General features: G+C 70.0%; 16 protein-coding genes. 3 read left to right on the top strand and 13 right to left on the bottom strand.

Going from position 1 to position 18,553, the window contains the following annotated elements; all coding sequences use genetic code 11:
* Positions 1-35 precede the first annotated feature (35 nt).
* From DYE07_RS07360 to DYE07_RS07330, 7 genes are all read right to left on the bottom strand, one after another.
* Positions 36-368, bottom strand: a complete 333-nt coding sequence (locus tag DYE07_RS07360) for a COX15/CtaA family protein (protein ID WP_115296660.1) — start codon at positions 366-368, stop codon at positions 36-38.
* A gap of 221 nt (positions 369-589) precedes the next feature.
* A complete protein-coding gene (locus tag DYE07_RS07355; RefSeq protein WP_172462963.1) occupies positions 590-1,378 on the bottom strand; it encodes a VOC family protein in 789 nt (262 codons plus the stop codon).
* 370 nt (positions 1,379-1,748) lie between these two features.
* A complete protein-coding gene (galK, locus tag DYE07_RS07350; protein ID WP_115296658.1) occupies positions 1,749-2,954 on the bottom strand; it encodes a galactokinase in 1,206 nt (401 codons plus the stop codon).
* Complete coding sequence (galT, locus tag DYE07_RS07345) at positions 2,951-4,078, bottom strand: galactose-1-phosphate uridylyltransferase (RefSeq protein ID WP_115296657.1); 1,128 nt, start codon at positions 4,076-4,078, stop codon at positions 2,951-2,953. The genes galK and galT overlap by 4 nt, the downstream gene beginning before the upstream one ends.
* Positions 4,078-4,800: a dethiobiotin synthase gene (gene bioD, locus DYE07_RS07340; protein ID WP_006947077.1), complete on the bottom strand. Its 723-nt coding sequence runs from the start codon at positions 4,798-4,800 to the stop codon at positions 4,078-4,080. The genes galT and bioD overlap by 1 nt, the downstream gene beginning before the upstream one ends.
* A complete protein-coding gene (locus DYE07_RS07335; protein WP_237723857.1) occupies positions 4,797-6,131 on the bottom strand; it encodes an 8-amino-7-oxononanoate synthase in 1,335 nt (444 codons plus the stop codon). The genes bioD and DYE07_RS07335 overlap by 4 nt, the downstream gene beginning before the upstream one ends.
* Entirely contained in the window at positions 6,128-7,495 is a 1,368-nt protein-coding gene (locus DYE07_RS07330) for an adenosylmethionine--8-amino-7-oxononanoate transaminase (RefSeq protein WP_115296655.1), read from the bottom strand. Before DYE07_RS07330 ends, DYE07_RS07335 begins: the two co-directional genes overlap by 4 nt.
* Before the next feature lie 147 nt (positions 7,496-7,642).
* Between DYE07_RS07330 and DYE07_RS07325 the strand changes: the two genes are divergently transcribed.
* Positions 7,643-8,053 (top strand): hypothetical protein, encoded by a 411-nt coding sequence (locus DYE07_RS07325; RefSeq protein ID WP_006946976.1) that lies wholly within the window; start codon positions 7,643-7,645, stop codon positions 8,051-8,053.
* Between the two features lie 6 nt (positions 8,054-8,059).
* Here DYE07_RS07325 and DYE07_RS07320 read toward each other — a convergent pair whose 3' ends face one another.
* The 4 genes from DYE07_RS07320 to DYE07_RS07305 form a co-directional block, all read right to left on the bottom strand.
* Positions 8,060-9,463, bottom strand: coding sequence for a M1 family aminopeptidase (locus DYE07_RS07320; protein WP_172462962.1), 1,404 nt, complete (start codon positions 9,461-9,463; stop codon positions 8,060-8,062).
* A 110-nt stretch (positions 9,464-9,573) separates the two neighbouring features.
* Positions 9,574-9,876, bottom strand: coding sequence for a biotin synthase auxiliary protein BsaP (gene bsaP / locus DYE07_RS07315; RefSeq protein WP_131940385.1), 303 nt, complete (start codon positions 9,874-9,876; stop codon positions 9,574-9,576).
* A gap of 26 nt (positions 9,877-9,902) precedes the next feature.
* The gene (gene bioB / locus DYE07_RS07310) at positions 9,903-10,940 is read right to left on the bottom strand and encodes a biotin synthase BioB (protein WP_006947112.1); all 1,038 of its coding nucleotides are present in this window, start codon (positions 10,938-10,940) and stop codon (positions 9,903-9,905) included.
* An 80-nt stretch (positions 10,941-11,020) separates the two neighbouring features.
* A complete protein-coding gene (locus tag DYE07_RS07305; RefSeq protein WP_144708031.1) occupies positions 11,021-11,350 on the bottom strand; it encodes a hypothetical protein in 330 nt (109 codons plus the stop codon).
* On the opposite strand from DYE07_RS07305, the gene DYE07_RS07300 reads away from it, so the two are divergent.
* Positions 11,340-11,834, top strand: a complete 495-nt coding sequence (locus DYE07_RS07300; RefSeq protein WP_115296652.1) for a Rossmann-fold NAD(P)-binding domain-containing protein — start codon at positions 11,340-11,342, stop codon at positions 11,832-11,834. The genes DYE07_RS07305 and DYE07_RS07300 overlap by 11 nt on opposite strands.
* 154 nt (positions 11,835-11,988) lie before the next feature.
* Here the strand turns inward: DYE07_RS07300 and DYE07_RS07295 are convergent, their stop codons facing one another.
* A complete protein-coding gene (locus DYE07_RS07295) occupies positions 11,989-14,580 on the bottom strand; it encodes an MMPL family transporter (protein WP_115296651.1) in 2,592 nt (863 codons plus the stop codon).
* A 162-nt stretch (positions 14,581-14,742) separates the two neighbouring features.
* Positions 14,743-15,375, bottom strand: a complete 633-nt coding sequence (locus tag DYE07_RS07290) for a TetR/AcrR family transcriptional regulator (RefSeq protein WP_147286896.1) — start codon at positions 15,373-15,375, stop codon at positions 14,743-14,745.
* Positions 15,376-15,696: 321 nt separating this feature from the next.
* On the opposite strand from DYE07_RS07290, the gene DYE07_RS07285 reads away from it, so the two are divergent.
* On the top strand, positions 15,697-18,450 hold the full coding sequence (locus DYE07_RS07285) for a DivIVA domain-containing protein (protein ID WP_115296649.1): 2,754 nt from the start codon (positions 15,697-15,699) through the stop codon (positions 18,448-18,450).
* Positions 18,451-18,553 lie beyond the last annotated feature (103 nt).

Here is an 18,553-nt window from a genome sequence, read left to right as displayed (position 1 = left end):
GCGTGTCGCATCCGAGGCTCGTCCTCACGGTGGAGTCAGCGCTTTCGGGCCCGCAGCGGGAGCCACACCGCCAGGCCCATGAGCGCCATCGCCAGCGGGACGTGGACGGCGGCCATGACGTCCTTGCCCTCGTCCACGATGAGCCCCCCGAGATAGGCCTCGAGGATCAACAGCACCGTCAACGCCAGCGCGCCGAAGGTCAGGTCGGTGCGTTCACGCAGCTTCAGGAACGCCCACACCGTGGCGAGGAGCGCGAACCCGATGGCGGCCTTCCCGCACCACGAATGGACCTCGAGCCAGGGCGTCTTTTCAGGGTCGGTGTCGGGCGTCGACATGAACAATCCGGCCCACAGGCCCTGCAGCAGCACGGCGAGCGACGCCGACGAGTGCTGCGAACGTACGAGTGGGTGCCGTCGCGGCTAAGGAATTCGCGGGCGTGGAGCTCGTCATGATGGTCCTTCGCGTGGGATGGAGCAGTGTCCCCACAGCAAACCGCATCCACCTAGGAGAAGGCTCTCGTCCGTAACCGGCAGACCTGACAAGTACCCGGGATTTTCCTGGGTCAGGGCTGGCTTACCTCACCCGCTCGTCACTCGGCGTCTCGACCGTTCTCGGCCTCGGGTGAGAAAGCGATGACGTTGAAGGTCTCACCCTCGGGCCCGCGAATCGTCGCCTCCGGCCCGAACGGGGTGTCGAAGCTCATGAGCACCTCGCCGTCGAGCTCTTCGACGGTGGCGACGGTGGAGTCGCGGTCGGCGACGACGAAGTGCGTCAACCAGTTCGCGGGAACGTCGTCGGGCAGCTGCGTCGCGAGGTGCATGCCCGCGACGACCTCGCCGTCGCTCGCGCGCTTGATCGTGACGTAGTCGGTGCCCATCTCCTCGTAGGAGAAGCCGAAAACCTTGCCGTAGAACGACTTCGCGCCCTCGAGGTCGCGCGTCATGAGGTCGTTCCAGCCCACGGAACCGGGCTCGTTGAAGATGCCGAACCCGGGGTGCTCGCCGCCCTGCCAGACACCGAACGCGGCCCCCTCGGGATCCTGGAAGAACGCCATGCGTCCTGTGTTCGGCACGTCCATCGGCTCGACGAGCGTGCGGCCGCCGGCGTCGCGGATGGCGCCAGCGGTCGCGTCGACGTCGTCGCTCGCGAAGAACGTGGACCACGCGCTCGGAACGTCGGGCTGCATGCGCGGCGCCAGCCCGGCAGCAGCGTGGTGATGCTTGAGCCCGACGGCGTAGCCGCCCATGTCGTCACCGCCCTCGCGGATCTCCCAGCCGAACAGCTTGGCGTAGAAATCCTTCGCTCGGTGCATGTGGTCGAAGCTGCAGTCGACCCAGTTGGGCGTGCCGGCGGGCCAGTTCGTGGTGCGGGTTGGCATGACGACTCCTTCGGTCGCGGTGAGGCCAGCCGGCCTCGCTCGGTGACGTTCCCAGCCAATCACGTGACGCTGATAACTGCGCGGTTCCGGGCCTGCCGGGAATCGCATCTTGTCCGCGGTGCGTCGGCGCCTCGCGCATGAGGCGCCGACAGGCCTCGCCTACAACGGCCCCGAGATACCTCAGGATTCGGTCGACGGGCTCGACACCATCGCGCAGCACACCGCCGGTCGACGCCGCGAGGCTGGCCCCCACCGTTCGGTGTGCGCCGAGCGTGGAGAACTGCGTTCGCGACGGGCGCGACGGGTAGCACCTGTGGCACCCGTCGATCAGCCTGGACCGCCGATCGTCGAGTCACTGCGACCAGGTCGCTCAGACGAGCCGATGCGCCCCCGCGCTCGCAAGCGCGACGAAGGGCTCCGGCTCGGGGAAGCCGCCGTCGTGCGCCGCGCGTCGAGCGGCCGCGACGGCATCATCGACGCCTTCGACGTCGACGAGCGCGATGACGCACCCGCCGAAACCCCCGCCCGTCATGCGTGCGCCGTACGCGCCACCGGCGACGAGTGCGGCGGCGAGCGTGTCGACGGCCGGGACGGTGATCTCGAAATCGTCGCGCATGCTGACGTGTGACGCCGTGAGCAGCGCCCCGACGTCAGGCGCTTTGTCCCGCGTCACGCCACCGGTCAGGAGAGCGTCGACGGCGAGGACCCGCGCGGAGTCGGTGATGACGTGGCGCGCGCGGCGGCGCGGCACGTCGGGCAGCCCGGCGAGACGCGCATCGACGGCGTCGACGTCGCGTCCGTCGATCTCGGCGCACAGTCGCCCGCGGGCGATGCCCAGGGCGTCGGCGGCCTCCTCACACGCGCGGCGGCGCTCGCCGTACGCACCGTCGACGAGCTCGTGCGGCGCGTGCGAGTTGACGACGAGCAGCGCGAGGCCCGCGTCGGCGAGGTCGAACGGCACCTGCATCGTCTCGTTCGTCAGCGTGTCGAGTCGCAGCGCGTTCCCCGGTTCGCAGAGCACAGACGCGAGCTGATCCATCGTTCCGGTCGGTGCTCCCGCGATCTCGTTCTCGGCGAGGCGCCCGAGCCTGGCGATGCCCGACCCGTCGAGCCCCCAGCCGGCGAGGTCGTTCCACGCCGACGCCGTCGCACAACTCAAGGACGCCGACGACGACAACCCGGCGCCGCGCGGTACGTCGGCCGCGAACGCGATGTCGAGCCCCGGCACGTCGAGGCCGTCGCGACGGGCGGCCCATCCCACGCCGGCGGCGTAGGACGCCCATCCGAGGCCCGCCTCCCGCGACACCTCGCCGAGACGCACCTCGACACGCTTGCCTTCAGAGGCGAGGCGCACGAGATCGTCGTCGCGCCGACGTGCGACGGCAACCGTACCCGTCGGCAGGGCGATGGGTAGGACGTAGCCACCGTTGTAATCGGTGTGCTCACCGATGATGTTGACGCGGCCCGGCGCCCACCACGCACCGTCGGGTTCGCCTGCGTCCGAGCCGAACTCGCGATCGAACAGGGAGCTCGCGTCGTCGAGCAGGCGACGCTGCGTCGAGGTCGGCGTCGTCATGACGACTCACCCACTTCGCGGCCTGAGCCGCCGTCGAACGCGTCTGCCACCTCACGCAGGCGCTGTGCGACAGCTTCGGGGGAGACGTCGTTGCTGAACGCACCCTGCCCCGACTCGGTGCCGGCGAGGTACTTCAGCTTGTCGGCGCTGCGACGAATAGAGAACAGCTCGACGTGCAGCCACGCGAGCTCGCGGTCCGGGTGATCGGCCTTGGCCGGCGCCTGCTGCCACGCCGAGATGTACGGCAGCGGCGCGTCGTAGAGGGCATCGAAGCGGGTGAGGACGTCGCGGTACAGCGCCGCGAGCCCGTCGCGCTGGGCGTCGTCGAGGGCCGCAAGGTCGGCCACCTGCGTCCGCGGATACAGGTGCACCTCGACGGGCCAGCGCGCCGCGAACGGCACGAACGCCACCCAGGTGTCGTTCTCGGCGACGATGCGGGCGCCGTCGGCGAGTTCGCGGGCGATGACGTCGCCGAACAGGTTGCGCCCCGTCGCGTCATGGTGGGCGCGGGCGCGCGCCAACTCCGTCGCCGCGCGTGGCGGCACGAACCCGAACGCGTAGATCTGCCCGTGCGGGTGTGGCAGCGTCACCCCGATCTCGACGCCGCGGTTCTCGAACGGATAGACGTACTCGACGCTGTCGCGCGCGGACAGCTCGCGCGTGCGGTCGGCCCACGCGTCGACGACGAGGCGCGCCTGCTCGAGGCCGAGATCCTTGAACGACGCGTCGTGTCGTTCGCTGAAGCACACCACCTCGCACGTGCCGTGCGCGGGAGCCGAGGCGAACAGCGGGTCGTCCTCGGTCGGGACGTCGACGACCGCGTCCGACAGTGCCGGGAAGCGGTTGTCGAACACGGCGACCTCGTACGAGTCGGACGGCACCTCGCTCGCGTATCCGTCGCGACTGGGGCACAGGGGGCACTCGTCGGCGGGCGGCATGAACGTGCGGTTCTGCCGGTGCGCGGCGAGCACGATCCGTTCGCCGGTCAGTGGATCGCGACGGATCTGCGACATCGGGGTCGTCGTCGGCAGGTCGCGGGTGTCGGGGCTCGGCTCACGGCCCGCGGTGCGGTCGTACCAGCGGATCGTGCGGCCGTCAGCGAGACGGCCGTCGGTTCGGAACATCACAGATGCACCCATTCTGTTGCGTGCGTGCGGAATTCGGCAGGCTCCAGGCTAGCCGCGCCGGTCGGGATGCGGCCGAGGGGCTGGGTGCCGGCCGCGGTGGGCAGGTCGTCGATGTTGGTGCGCTCGGCGAGATCGGGCTCGCTCGGGTAGCTGCCGACGACGTACCCGATGAGGTCGAGCTCGCGGCGAGCGAGCGCCTCGGCGGTCAGCGCCGTGACGTTGAGGGTGCCCAGGCGCGAGGCGACGACGAGGACGAAACCGGCGCGAGCGCCGGCGTCGCGCAACGCGATTCCAAGGTCGGCCAGGGTGTTGCCCTCGCCGTCAAGGTGCACGAGCAGCCCCCCGGCACCTTCGACGATGACGGTGTCGACGTCGTCCCTCTCGGCGATCTCGAGGACGCGACGAGCGTGCTCGGCGACCGTCGGCAGCGTCACCTGGGCCAGCCGAGCTGCGGAATCGGGGGCGAGCGGGTCGGGCAGCCGGACGAACTCGTGCGTCGTGAGCGAGCCCGTGGCCGCGTCGTCGCCACCCAGATCACCGACAAGACGCGCCACCTCGTCGACGTCGCCGGCCTCGCCCGGCGCGAGACCCGTCTGCGTGGGTTTGACGACGGCCACGTGCATGCCCTGAGCGATGAGAGCCGCGGCGATGGCGGCCGTCGTCACCGTCTTGCCGACCTCGGTGTCGGTGCCGGTGACGAGCAGGATGGGCGCGGTCATGCGATCTCCTCGAGAGGTGGGGAAGCGGGCGGGCCGGCAGCAGGTCGCGGCGACTCCGAGCTGCCGGCTCGTTCGTGCGACGTCTCGCGAAGCACGCCGTGCATGATGCGTTCGACGTCTGCGAGGTCGTCGTCAGTGATACCGGCGTTGGCCGTCAGGCGTAGGCGCGAGATGCCGTCGGGTGTGCTCGGTGGGCGGAAGCAGCCGATGCGCAGGCCCTCTCGTCGGGCAGCGTCGACGGCGGACACGGCACTGCGCGGTGACGGCATGGGAACGCTGAGGACGGCGCCCGCAGGCGCCTCGACGCCGACGATGTCGGCCAGTCGTGCTGCGACCTCTCGGGTGCGTGCGGCGAGTTCGGGTCGCGCGACGAGCTGGCGCAGAGCACCCAGCGCGGCTCCGGCTGACGCGGGAGCCAGGCCGGTGTCGAAGATGAACGGGCGTGCCGTGTTGACGAGATGCTCGCGCAGCGCGGCCGAGCCGAGGACCGCGCCGCCCTGGGCGGCGAGGGATTTCGACAACGTCACAGTCGTGATGATGCGCTCGCGGCCCGGGCGATCGAGCAGACCGAGCGCCCGCACAAGGCCTTCGCCCCGCTCGCCGATGACTCCGAGGCCGTGTGCCTCGTCGACGACCAGGAGCGCATCGTGCTCGATCGCGAGGTCGAGCAGTTCGCGCAGCGGGGCAGCATCCCCGAGCACCGAGAAGATCGACTCGACGACGATGACGGCGCGCGGCTCGGTGCGTTCGGCGAGCTCGTCGCGGACCGCGGCCACGTCGAGGTGCGGAGTGACGGCGACGCGCGCCTTCGCGAGCCGCATCCCGTCGATGAGGCTCGCGTGGTTGTGCGCGTCGCTGATGATGACCGTGTCAGCCGTGCCGAGGGCCGTCATGAGGGAGAGATTGGCGTGGTAGCCCGTGGAGAACACGAGTGCGGCCTCATGCCCCAGGTGCGCGGCGAGTTCGCGTTCGAGTGTGACGTGCGAGGCATGCGTGCCCGTCACGAGGCGGCTCGCACCGGCGCCCGCACCGTCGTCCTGGAGCGCGGCGACGGCTGCGGCGATGACGTCAGGGTGTCGCCGCAGCGCGAGGTAGTCGTTGCCGGCGAGGTCGATGCGGACGTCGTCGAGCTGGTCGTCGACGGCCGTGCGGGTGAGGCCCAGCTCTTCGCGGCGCTGTGCGGCGTCGCGCAGGAAGACGGCGTATTGATCGACCTGACCGCCGCGGACGGTCGCATCCGCTGGGGCTGAGGCGCCCGCGTCAAGGCCCCCGCGTGGCACGGCTGTGCCGTCCGTCGAGGCTTCGGGCTCCATTCCGTCAGGCCTGCTCATCGCGACTCCTCGCTAGCTCGGCAGCCGGCGTCGACGCTCGCCCGCACTGCGGCCGTGACGCCGCGCATGATCGTCGCGAGATCATCGTCGGTGCACACGTACGGCGGCATCGTGTAGATGAGCCCACGGAACGGGCGGATCCAGACGCCTTCGGCCAGTGCCGCCTCAGTAGCGCGCGTCATGTCGACGTCGCCCTCCAACTCGACGACGCCGACCGCACCGATGACGCGGACGTCCTTCACACCCGCGATGCTGCGCAGCGGCCCGAGCCCGGCCTCGAGGGCGCCCTCGAACTGTGCTGCGCGCGTGAGGCGTTCGGCGTCGAGCAGGTCGAGGCTCGCAAGTGCGACGGCGCACGCGAGGGGGTTACCCATGAATGTCGGGCCGTGCATGACAGCGCCCGTGCGATCGCTGATGCGCTGGGCCACCTCGTCGCTGCACAGCGTTGCGGCGAGTGTCAGGTACCCACCGGTCAACGCCTTGCCGACGCACATGATGTCGGGTGTGACGCCGACGCGTTCGGCCGCCCAGAGGGTGCCGGTGCGTCCGAAACCGGTGGCGATCTCGTCGAAGATGACGAGCGCCCCGTGCTCACGGGCGAGTTCGGCGAGGAATCGCACGCACTCCGGGTCGTGGATCCGCATGCCGCCGGCGCCCTGCAGCAGGGGTTCGAGGATGACGGCGGCGATGTCGTCGGCGTGCTCGGCGAACAAGCGCGCGGTCTCGTCCTTCCACGCGGCCATCTCGCCCGCGTCAGCGACGAGGCCGGAAGACGGGTCCGCGGGTGCGGGCGGCAGCGGCGCGAAGATCTGCTCGGGCAGTGTGCCGCGCCAGAGCGTGTGCATACCGCCGTCGGGGTCGCAGACGCTCATCGGGTGCAACGTGTCGCCGTGGTAGCCGCCGCGGACGGTGAGGATGCGACGCCGTGGCCGGTTGTCGGCGGCGAAGCACTGCAGCGCCATCTTCATTGCCACCTCGACGCTGACGGAGCCCGAATCGGCGAGGAACACTCGGTTCAACGCCGCACGTTCCGGCTGTGGGTGCGGCGCCATCGCGACGAGGCGCTCGGCGAGCCGGATCGCGGGTTCGTGCGTCAAACCGCCGAACATGACGTGCGACATGCGCTGTAGCTGCCCCGTGGCAGCCGCATCGAGCTCCGGCACGCCGTAGCCGTGCACGGCGCACCACCACGAGCTCATCGCGTCGATGACGTCGCGGCGCGTTCCGTCGGTCTCGACGAGACGCAGCCGCACGCCGGAGGCAGACTCGACGACGTGGGGCGGTACTCCTGCCGTGGCACTCGCGTAGGGGTGCCACACGTGGGCGGCGTCGAGGGTGAGCAGCGCGTCGACGTCCGTGGTCATGGCCGCATCCTCTCATCCCACGCCCGGTTACCCGCGAGTCCGGAAGGCGGCCTCGAGCACGGGCGGCGTGATGCGTCTCACCCTAGGATCGAGCGCCGACAACCGCGTCCTTCCGCGGTTGTCGGCCGTTCTCGCTACTGTGAGGCCATGATCACGGATCTCGCGGTGACCGCCATGATCGGCGCCTGCGTCCTCGCCGCCATCGCAGCAATGACGGCGTGGCTCGCACGCTCGATCACGTCGGGCACGCTGCCCTTCGGCGGTAGGCTCGCGCTGCGCCCGCGCGGCGTTGCACGCACCCCTGAGGCGTTGCTCGACGCCAACCGCGCCGCCGCGCCCTTCATGATGCGTTACGCGCTCATCGTGGGGGTGCTCGCCGTTCTCGTCATCCTGGTCGCGCCGTTCAGCGACATCGCCGCCGTGATCGTGCACCTCGTGGCCATCGTCATGGTGTGCCTCGGCGCATGGGTGTGCTGGGCGAAGGCGCGACGAGCCGCCGCGTCTTCGTCCGTCGTGGATCCCACCGTCGGGACGACGGATGCCGCGCGGCCCGAGTAGCGCAGATCAGATGCCGTAGCGACGAAGGAAACCGCTGAGATCCTTGCCCGCGGCCTTCTGCGCCTCGGCCTTGAACTGGGCGCGGGTGATGCTCGAGTGGGCGTGGCCCGTGGCCAACGTGCGCAGGAATGCCGTGAAGCGCGGTGCGCGCGCCTGCTCGATCGAGCCGTCCATCTCACGGCGCAGCTCCCGCATGAGGCCACCCGCGTACTGATACGTCAGCTTCGCCACCTTCATGTGGGTCGGCACGCGCCAGGTCGTGGGCGGCGTCAGCAGGGGAGCCCACATCGCGGCGGAGGTGCCTGACGTGGCACGCAACATCTGCACATAGTCCCATTCCAGGAGCTGCGCCAGGCCCTCCTGGATCAACACGACGTCCGCCCAACTCGCCGCGGTCACGCTGTTGCCGAACCACATGTGCGCATTCTCGTGGGCGACGAACGCGGCTGTGTTGCAGGACGCGTCGTAGGTCGGCCCGCCGACGGTCTCCTGAGCGCCCACACCAATGTCTTTGACCAAGACCCCGCCCGCGTGCGAGAAGGGGAAGCTGCCGTAGCGCGCCGCGAAGTACGACAAGGCCCGCGGGGTGTGATCGAGCAGGGTCGACTTCGTGAGCCCCGGCTGTGCCGCGACGCCGTAGGGAACGTCACGCCCGCCGATCGACCACGTACCCGAGGTGACGCTGAACGGCCCGACGGCGAGGCCGAGTTGGTAGGTGGCGCTGGGTTCGGCGACAGCGAAGCGAATGTTCGTCATCGCGGTGCGGCCCGAGGTGTAGAACGTCTGTGAGGTCGGCCTCGCCAGCATGACCCGGTTGGCCCGCTGGGTCGAGATGCTGACGCCGTAGGTCGATTTCACGTCGAGCCGGTCGTTGCACGGGAACCAGTGCGTGGCGGCGATCGGCTCGCCGGCGACGACGAAGTACGCCCCGGCGCTCAACAGCGAGGCGGTGCGGTTCGCGTCGGCGGAGACGTTGTAGCCGACCTTGAGCGTGAATCGCGCTCCCGCCGGCAGCGAGAAGCCGCTGACGGTGAATCGGCGATGCCCGCCCTGGTCGCCGTACGTCGTGGCGACGCTGGACGTCCTGGAGAATCGCACGGCCTTGCCGTTGATCGACACGACGTTCGGTGTGTGCTGGAAGTCGACGAAGAGGTTCGTCATCGATCGCGCAGCGACGCACGTCATCGTCGTCGAACCGAAGAGCCGCGGCGAGCTGCCGGTGAGGATCGTGTCACCGATCTGGTAGTGCAGCACGCGGTAGCGGCTGTCGCCGAAGCGCGGGTACGAGGGGTCTGTGGTGTCGGCCAGTGCTGACGTCGTCGAAGTGGCGACACAGCCCAGGGCCGCGGCGCCCGCACCGCCCAGGAGGGCATTCCGGCGGCTGACGTGTGAACAGGTCAATTCGGGCATCGTTCCCCCTCGCGACATCGGCCTCGACCCCTGTCGATGCCTGAACCCTCAGGATACGTTCAGATGTGACTCGGGTCACCCCCGACGTCGCGTCTGCCGGCCGCGCGCGGTCAGACGCCGGCGCCGCCACTGATCGCGCCGTGACGGGAGCACTCGGCCGACCATCCAGTCGGGATGATCTGCACCTTCATGCGCCGCGCGCACTGCGCGCAGAAGCGCGGCGGCTCTTCCGAGGCGAGCCACCGAGCGCACGTCGCGTGGTCGGCCGCCTCGGGCGCCAAGCCGCACCGCGTGCAGAACGCGGGCGCATCACCCGAGTTGCCCGCCGCCGCGACCTGCGAACCCCGCCCACGCACAGCCGGGCCCCCCACGACCGCACCCTGGTCGCGGCCCGGCAGCGTCGCGTCACTCATCGTCGTCATCTCTCGTGCAGGGCGCGTCAGAGTGTCGCGTTGAGGGCCTTGATCGGCATGTTGAGCTCGCCGAGCAACGACAGGTCTTCCTTCGGGTCGCGCCCGAGCGTCGTCAGGTAGTTGCCGACGATGACGGCGTTGATGCCGCCCATGAGCCCGTCACGCGTGCCGAGGTCACCGAGCGTCAGCTCGCGGCCGCCCGCGTAGCGCAGGATCGTGCGCGGCAGTGCGAGACGGAACGCGGCGATCGTGCGCAGCGCGTCGTTCGACTCCATCGGCTCGATGTCGCCGAACGGCGTGCCGGGGCGCGGGTTGAGGAAGTTGAGCGGCACCTCGTGCGGCTCGAGCTCGGCGAGCTGCGACGCGAGTTCTGCGCGCTGCTCGAGCGTCTCACCCATGCCGACGAGACCACCGCAGCACAGTTCCATGCCGCTGGCCTTGACCATCGTGCACGTCTCCCAGCGCTCCTCGTACGTGTGCGTCGTGACGACGTCGGGGAAGTACGACTTCGCGGCCTCGAGGTTGTGGTTGTAGCGGTGCACACCCATGTCGCGCAGGTCGTCGACCTGCTCCTGCGTCAACATGCCGAGAGACGCGGCGACCTGGATGTCGACCTCGTCGTGGATCGCCTTGACGCCCTCGCGCATCTGCTCCATGAGCTTCGCGTCCGGCCCGCGCACGGCGGCGACGATGCAGAACTCCGACGCGCCCGTCTCGCGCGTCTGCTTCGCGGCGCGCACGAGCTGCGGAATGTTGAGCCACACCGAACGCACCGGCGACGTGAACTGCCCCGACTGCGAGCAGAAGTGGCAGTCCTCGGGGCAGCCGCCCGTCTTGAGGGAGACGATGCCCTCGACCTCGACCTCGTCACCGTTGTACTTCAGGCGCACCTCATGGGCGAGCTGCAGCAGCTCCTCGAGGCGATCGTCACCTGTGCGCAGCACCTCGACGAGGTCGTCGTAGCCGAGCGGCTTGCCCTCCTCGAGCACGATGCGGCGAGCGCGCGCCAGTACGTCCTCGTCGGACGTGGGAGCCTGCGTGAGCGGTGCGTCGGTGATAGTCATGCGGCCTAGGTTAACGACCATTAACCGAGAATTGGGGGCCGGTCCCGAACCGGCGAGTAGGTGTTGAATGCCTTGCCCCGTCAGGAGCAGGGCGCGCGGGCCCGCCGCGCCTCCCGCATCCCGGGCGGCCGTGGGCATACCCACCCGAGCGGGTGGGGTTGCACCACGCGACGAAGCGCCGCCTCGACGTTTCGGCCCACGCCCTCGCCGTCGAGATCCGCGGCGACGGCAAGGGGCTCGACGTCCTCGTCAACAACGCCGGCGTCATGACGCCCCCGGAGCGCATGCTGACGAAGGACGGCCACGAACTGCAGTGGGGCAGCAACTTCCTCGGCCCGTTCGTCCTGACGAACCTGCTCCTGCCGACGCTGCTGGAGGGGCGCGCCGCGTGTCACGACGATGTCGAGCATCGCCGCGCAGGCGGCGTCGATCAACTTCGCCGACCTCGAGTGGGAGAAGAAGTACTCCTCGTGGCGCGCGTACGGCCAGTCGAAGCTCGCCGACCTGCTCATGGGCCTGCATCTCGCCCGCGTGTCGCAGGAGCGCGGCTGGAGGCTCCTTTCCACCATCGCGCACCCCGGCTACACGAAGACCAACCTGCAGAGCGCCGGCGCCGCCGCGCTCGGTTCCGGACGCACGACGATGATGATGCGCATCATGGACCTCGACGTGCTGCCGAGCATGGACGCCGTCCAGGGCGCCGGGCCCGAACTCATGGCCGCCACCGACCCGGCGGCCCGGAACGGCGCGTTCTACGGCCCGAAGAGCCGCACCGGCATGACCGGAGAGGCCGCCGAGGTGCCGGTGTACCGCAGCGCCAACGGCCCGACCCTCGCAGCATCCGTGTGGGCCCTCGCGGCTGCGACGACGGGCGTCGACCTGCCGCGCGTCTGAACCGCTGAGGGGCGAAACCCCTGACGGATGCAGCGCCCAACGGACCAGGCACCTCACGGACGAAAGCTCCTGACACGACGAAGCGGGCTCCGAGACCAGATGGTCGCGGAGCCCGCTTCGTCGGTCAGCGCTCAGCCGGCCGGGTGTCTGACGCTCAGCTCGTACGCGGGCGGTCCTCGTCGTCGCGGGCGAGGTGCTTCGGCGTCGAGTGGCTCTCACCGGCGAAGAGTTCCTCGACGATGCTCGCCGGCGTCGCGCCGTGCAGACCGGGCGTCGTGGCCGCGTGCTCCGAGGCGGCCGCGTCCGTCGTCTCCGTCCCCGCAGCGTCGGACGAGGCGGCCGAGCCGGCAGCCGCAGCGGCGACCCCATCGGTCGTGCCGGCGGCTGCGCGCTCCGCAGCGTGCTCGGGCGAGCCGGGGCGCGCGCCGTGCTGGCTGAGGCTTTCACCTTCGACGTCGACGTTGGGCATGATCTTGTCGAGCCACTTCGGGATCCACCAGGCGTGCTTGCCCAGCATGAGCATGACGGCCGGGATGAGGATCATGCGCACGAGGAACGCGTCGAGGAAGACGGCCGTCGCGAGCGACACACCGATCGTCTTGATGAGCGCGTTGTCCTGCGAGGCGAACGCGGCGAACACCGAGATCATGATGAGCGCGGCGGCGACGACGACGCGGCCCGAGTGGCGGAAACCGTCGATGACGGCGTCGCGTGCGTCCATGCCGTGGGCGTACGCCTCACGCATGCGCGTGGTGAGGAAGACCTGGTAGTCCATCGCGAGGCCGAACACGATGCCGATGAGCAGCGTCGGCATGAAGCTCATGATGGGCTGCGGGTCGAACCAGCCGAACATACCGTCCTGGACGAGCTTCACCGTCACGCCGAGCGTCGCGAGGATCGAGGCGAGGAAGCCCAGCGTCGCGAGCAGCGGCACGACGATCGAACGGAACACGAGCACGAGCAGGACGAACGCGAGCCCGACGACGATGGCGAGGTACGGCGCGAGCGCGTCGTTGAGCTTCTCCGACACGTCTGCGGCGATCGCCGTCTGGCCGGTGATGCCGACCTTGACGTTGCTCGACTTCTCGATGTCGGCCTGACCGTCGCGCAGGCGCGTCAGCAGGTCGTCGGTCTTCTTGTCGGCGGGGCCCGTCTTCGGCGTGATCATGACGACGGCGCCGTCACCCTTCTTCGCCATCTGGACGATCTGCGCGTTGGCGACGTCGTCCTCCTTCGACGCCCACTGCACGACCTTGCCGTACGCCTGCATCTGCTTGCCGGCGAGTTCCTTCTGCGCCGCGGCGTCCGTGCCGGAGACCTTGATGTCACGTCCGTCGAGTACGGCGATCATCGGGGCGTTCTTGCCCGGGCCGAAGCCCTCGGCGAGCAGGTCGGCGCTCTGACGCGCCTCGGTGTTCTTCTCCGCCGTGGCGTCGGAGGGCAGGCCGAGGTGCAGGTTGCTCACGGGTGCCGCGAGCACGCCCAGAAGGGCGACGACGCCGAGCGCGACGGCCCACGGAGCCTTGCGGATGCCGCGACCGAGTCGGACCGAACCGTTGACGAAGTCGTGGTCGGAGTCGTCGGCGGTCGTGTCCTTGCGCACCCGCCCACCGAACGCCTTGCCCTTGAGCATGCCCATGAGAGCGGGCAGCAGCGTCAGGCTGACCATGACGGCGACGAAGACGGTGCCCGCGGCGCCGAGACCCATCGCCGTCAGCATGCCGATGCCGAGCACCGAGAATGCGGACAGCGCGATGAGGACGGTGAGACCGGCGAACACGACGGCCGAGCCGGCCGTCCCGAGGGCACGACCCATCGCGTGGGCACGCTCGTCGTTCTTCGTCCGGTCGACGTGCCGCAGCTCGCTGCGGTAACGCGACAGGATGAACAGCGCGTAGTCGATGCCGACGGCGAGACCGATCATCGACGCGAGCGCCGTCGTCGTCTCCGGCAGGTCGAAGAAGTACGTCGCACCCGTGATGCCGAGCGTGCCCAGCAGCAGCCCGATGACGGCGTTGAGGATCGGCATGCCCGCCGCGACGAACGAACCGAACGTGATGACGAGGACGACGAGCGCGACGGCGATGCCGATGAGCTCCGAGGTGCCGCCGGGCTGCATCATCTCCTGCATGCCCTGACCGCCGGCGACGATCGTCAGACCGTTCTTCGCCTCGGCCGCGGCATCCGAACGGATCTGCTTCTGCGTGTCCTGCTTGATGTCCATGACGTTCTCGACATCGAAGTTCCACGAGATCGTGCCGATGCGCCCGTCCTTCGACAGCGGCGACAGGGCCTGGGCGTTCGCCTCGGCCTGCTCCTTCGTCATGCCCTGCTTCATCGACTGCGCGACGAGCTGCTTGCTCTGCATCTGCGCGGCGACGACGGGGTTCGCGATGGTCTGCGCCTCAGCGCCCTTCGGCATCTGCGGTGCGCTCTGCAACTTCTTGACGAGCGCGTCGATCTGGCCCTTGTACGGCTGCTCGGAGAGCGTGTGGCCCGCCGGCGCCTTCAGGACGATCTGGCCGTTGACCTGCTTGTCGGCAGCCTTGGCGTCGGGGAAGAGCTCCTTCTGCATCTCGGCCGCCTTGAGCGACGGGATGCCGGGGATGGTGAACTCGCTGGACATCGGCTTGCTCTTGGCGGCGGCGAAACCACCGACCGCGAGGATCGCGATGAGCCAGCCGACGAGGAAGAACGGCCACTTCTTGTAAGCCGTCCGCCCGAGGCGGTAGAGGATGTTTGCCACGAAGATCTCCTTGCGAGTGGCGGGTGGACGAAGGATGCGCGACGCAGTGCGTCGAGACGGTGGTGATGAGACGGTGGTGCGAGACGGGTGGTGAACGTGGGCCGATCGGGCGGGCTCGCGGACAAGGGCTGATGGGGGTCTGAGAGGGCGGGCGTCGCTGCCTCAGTGCTCTTCGTGCACCTCGACGGCGGCTGCGAGCACCTCGTGGAATCGGGTCGTGAAGTCGATCGGCGGAGCGTCCTGGCCGCCCGCGAAATCCTCGAGCGTCAGCTTGAGCATGCTCAGCATCGTCGTGGCGAGGACGCGGGCCCGCAGATCTGACGGCTCCCACCCCTCCCGCTGGGCGATGGCGTCACGCAGCATGGCGGCGACGACCTCGAAGCGGTGGGCGACGAGTTGCATCACCTTCGCGTCGGACATGATCGCCCGATTGACGAGGGCGCGGTGTCCGGGGCTCGTGGCGTCCAGGTCGTCGGCGGAGGCGATGACGGTGTCGATGGCGTGGACGAGATCGTCGACGAATCGGCCGTGGGGCTGCTTCTCGAGGAACAGTTCGAGCGCCCCGGGGCGCGGGTTGTTCTCGTCGAACGGGCCGAGAACGGCCGAGGCCTTGTCCGGGACGTGATTGAACAGGGTGCGGCGGCTGACGCCGACGCGTTCGGCCAATTCGTCCATCGTGAAACCGTCATAACCCCGCTCGATGACGAGGGTTGCGGCGGCCTCCTGGATCTCGACGAGACGCCGCATCGCGCGCGCCGTGCGAGACGCGGGCTGGGTGCAGGCTGTGGTGTGCACGGGCCCCCTTCGGCTGTTGCACTGAAATCTTCAGCAGTGCAATGTTGCACTTTCGTCGCACTAGGTGCAACTACGGCGGGGGTGACGTGCCTCACGGCGGGTGCTGCTCGCTGCGATGGCGCGACGGGGCGTGGCGGCGGACGTCAGGGCAGGGAGCCTGGGGCGGACATCGGTCGTCACGGTGAAGGGGCTGCAGCGGCGGCCGCGTCCGGCGTCATCGGACGACTCGGCGCGGTGCATGGGCGAACGCGCCGCCGGTGGCTAGGCTCGGTCGAGAACAGCGCCGTTCGACGGCGCACGTCACGACGAAGGGGATTGGCCATGATCACCGCTCGCGAGGTGCACGACGCCGAGTTTCGCCGCGCCGCGGCCAGCACGCCGGGATACGACGAGGTGGCCGTGGACGACTTCCTCGACCGTGTCATCGCGACGCTGACGGCGCTCGAGCAGGGCCACGGCAGCGTCACCGACGCCGTGACGTCCCACGAGGTCGTGGAGGCGGAGTTTCCCGAGCGAGCCGCCGACGTCAACGGCGGCTACGACATGGACGACGTCGACGACCTGCTCGACCGCGTCGCTCAGCGCCTGTTCGCCGCCGAGACCTCCGGTTCGCACGGCGGCGAGACGCTCCACGCCGACGATGAGTGGGAGCCCGCGAGTGGGTTGAGCGACGACGATTTCGCCGACCCCCGGCGCGACGACGGTGGTGTCCGTGACGCCGCGGCGCTCGCCGTCGCGTCAGGCGCGCCGCGCGGCGCGGTTCAGAGTGACACCAGGGCCGACGACGAGTGGCAGAGCGCCGCGGTGACCGACGGCGTTCGTTCTGGCGCCGACAATCAGCGTGGTGGCGCGGAGCCCACCCCAGAGCGTGGCTACGACCAGGTCGACGACTCGCGTGGGGGCTCGTTCGGCGAGCCCGGGGTGCGCGTGCCGCAGGTTCGCCCCGACGGCGCGTGGGATGAGGAGCCGACCGACGAGACCCGTCACGAGAGGCTCGCCGAGCCCGGCGTGCAGGTGCCGCGGGTGCGTCCCGACGGATCGTGGGATGACGCCGACGAGCACGCTGACCACGAGGCGCCTGCTCTCGCGACTGGCGACGCCGAGTCTGAGGGCGACCCGGCGAGGGGATTCCTCGGTGCGCATGATGACGCGGGCGCTCAGGACGATCACCGCACCCAGCGTGTGGTCGATGCAGAAGATGTCGCGGGCGACTCAGAGCGGCGCGGCCCCAGTGACGAGCACGTCGTCGAGGCAGGTGCGGGCGGCCGCGTCGTCGATGACGCCGTCGAGGGTGACGGGCACGCCGTCGACGACGAACGGACCGTCCAGCAGGGCATCAACCCCGTCGGTGGGGAGCCGCTCGACGAAGCTGCCGACGCGCGCGACGAGGCCCGACGCGAGGCGTCGCAGGCGTCGGCGCAGGTGAACCCTGTTGGTGGCGGACTCGCCGCCACCGGCGACGAGCTGATCGACGACGAGGGCGCTGACGACGATTCTGGCCGCGACGCGGTCGCGTCCGCCGACGAGGGCGACGACAGGAGCGACGAGGCGTCGCGAGACGTGACGATCGAACACGTCCAGCGATCGGCCGAGCCGGGCGATCAGCGCGCGGCGACCATCCGTCCTTCGATGGGCCAGTCGTGGACGGGCGGCGCTGCCGACGACGCGTCCACCGAGTCGGCCGCGGACGCGAACCACGTCGATGAGCAGGGCGAAGAGGCCCAGAGCGCAGGTGAGGTGCCCGTCGTACACGAGCCTGTCAGCGAAGAATCGATCATCTCCTACCCTGCGACGGATCATCGGGTTCCGTTGCCCCGCGGCGATGTTCGCCGTGCGATGTCCGACGCTGACCGCCAGGCGGAGGGGCACTACCACCCCGAGTTCAGCGCCTACGCCACGCCCGAGGTCTTCGCCGAGCCCGCCGGCTCCGAGATCCCCCCGATCGAGCCGGCGGCGCCCCGCAGCGACGTGGTTGCCGAGCACCAGAGCGAACCGCGTCACCTCGATGAGACCCGCGTCGGCTCGGCCGCCGACCCCGCAGCCGCGGATTCCGTCCTCGATCACGCTGGCATGGACGGGGGTGCGTTCGACCGCACGCCGTCCGACGCTACTCCCGCTTCGACGCAGACCGGTGCCACGACCGAGTCGTCGCCGTGGGACGAGCCGATCGTGTCGCGTGACCCGGCCGTCGCGTCTCATCCCTCCGACGTGGCCGCGGACGACCCGTTTGCCGACGAGGCGCCGGTCGCCGCGTTCGACCCGCACGCCGGAAACGACTTCGATCCCTTCGCCCACCCGAGCGGTCCGACCGCGATGACGCCGCGCCTGCCGTCGCCCGAGGCGGATGGCACGTCGCGTGCTCAGGTGGACGACGCCGGCGCATCCCACGACGAGACCCCCACGTCGCGTGATGCGGTGCCCGGCTCGCGTCGCGAGGCGTCGGCGCACGTGGGTGAGGCGTTCGAGTCGCGTGACGAGACCTCCGCGTCCGATGCCCACGCTGCTGCGCCCGATGACGAGTCGTCAGTGACAGGTAACGCAGCCGCCGGGGGAGACGACGAGGCGCCCGCGCCGGCATTTGCGGCGCTTCGCAGAGTCGCACCCGCCAAGGAGGAGGTCGCTCGCGTGCGTGAGCCCCACGACGATCGCGACGCGATGGGCGCCCCGGCGCCCGTCGCCGCCGAACTCGCCCGCCGCGCGGCCGAGCGCGAACGCCTCGCGGCTGCAGGCCACGCTGCAGAGGGAGAGTCTGCCGAGACGGCCCGGACGGTGGGTGACTCGTCAGACGCGTCCTCCAGCGTCCCCGCGCCCCAGGTGGACGGATCGGGCAGTGACGCAGCGGCCAGTTCGTCGCCGCAACGTGCCTCCGACGACACGCGGGCCGCGAACGGCGGTCAGGCCCCGTCGAGTGATGATGAAGACGACGCCTGGAGTGTCGGACGTCCGGAGCCCATCGACGCAGCCGAGCCGATCGACGCCGTGAAGCAGCCAGAGACGATCGAGGCGCCCAAGCCGTTGCCGGCGCGGGACGACACGTCCCGCAAGGGCATTCTGCGTCGCATCTTCAGGGGCTGATTCAAGGGCTGATTCAAGGGCTGGGCGAGGCCACTGACGCGCCGCCCCCGGCGCGTCCATCCTGGTGGGCAACGTGTCGCGGGCTGAGGAACCCATGGGCGTT

This window comes from Dermacoccus nishinomiyaensis (assembly GCF_900447535.1).
GTDB classification, from domain to species: Bacteria; Actinomycetota; Actinomycetes; order Actinomycetales; family Dermatophilaceae; genus Dermacoccus; species Dermacoccus nishinomiyaensis.
This window is presented reverse-complemented; position numbering and strand designations above follow the sequence as displayed.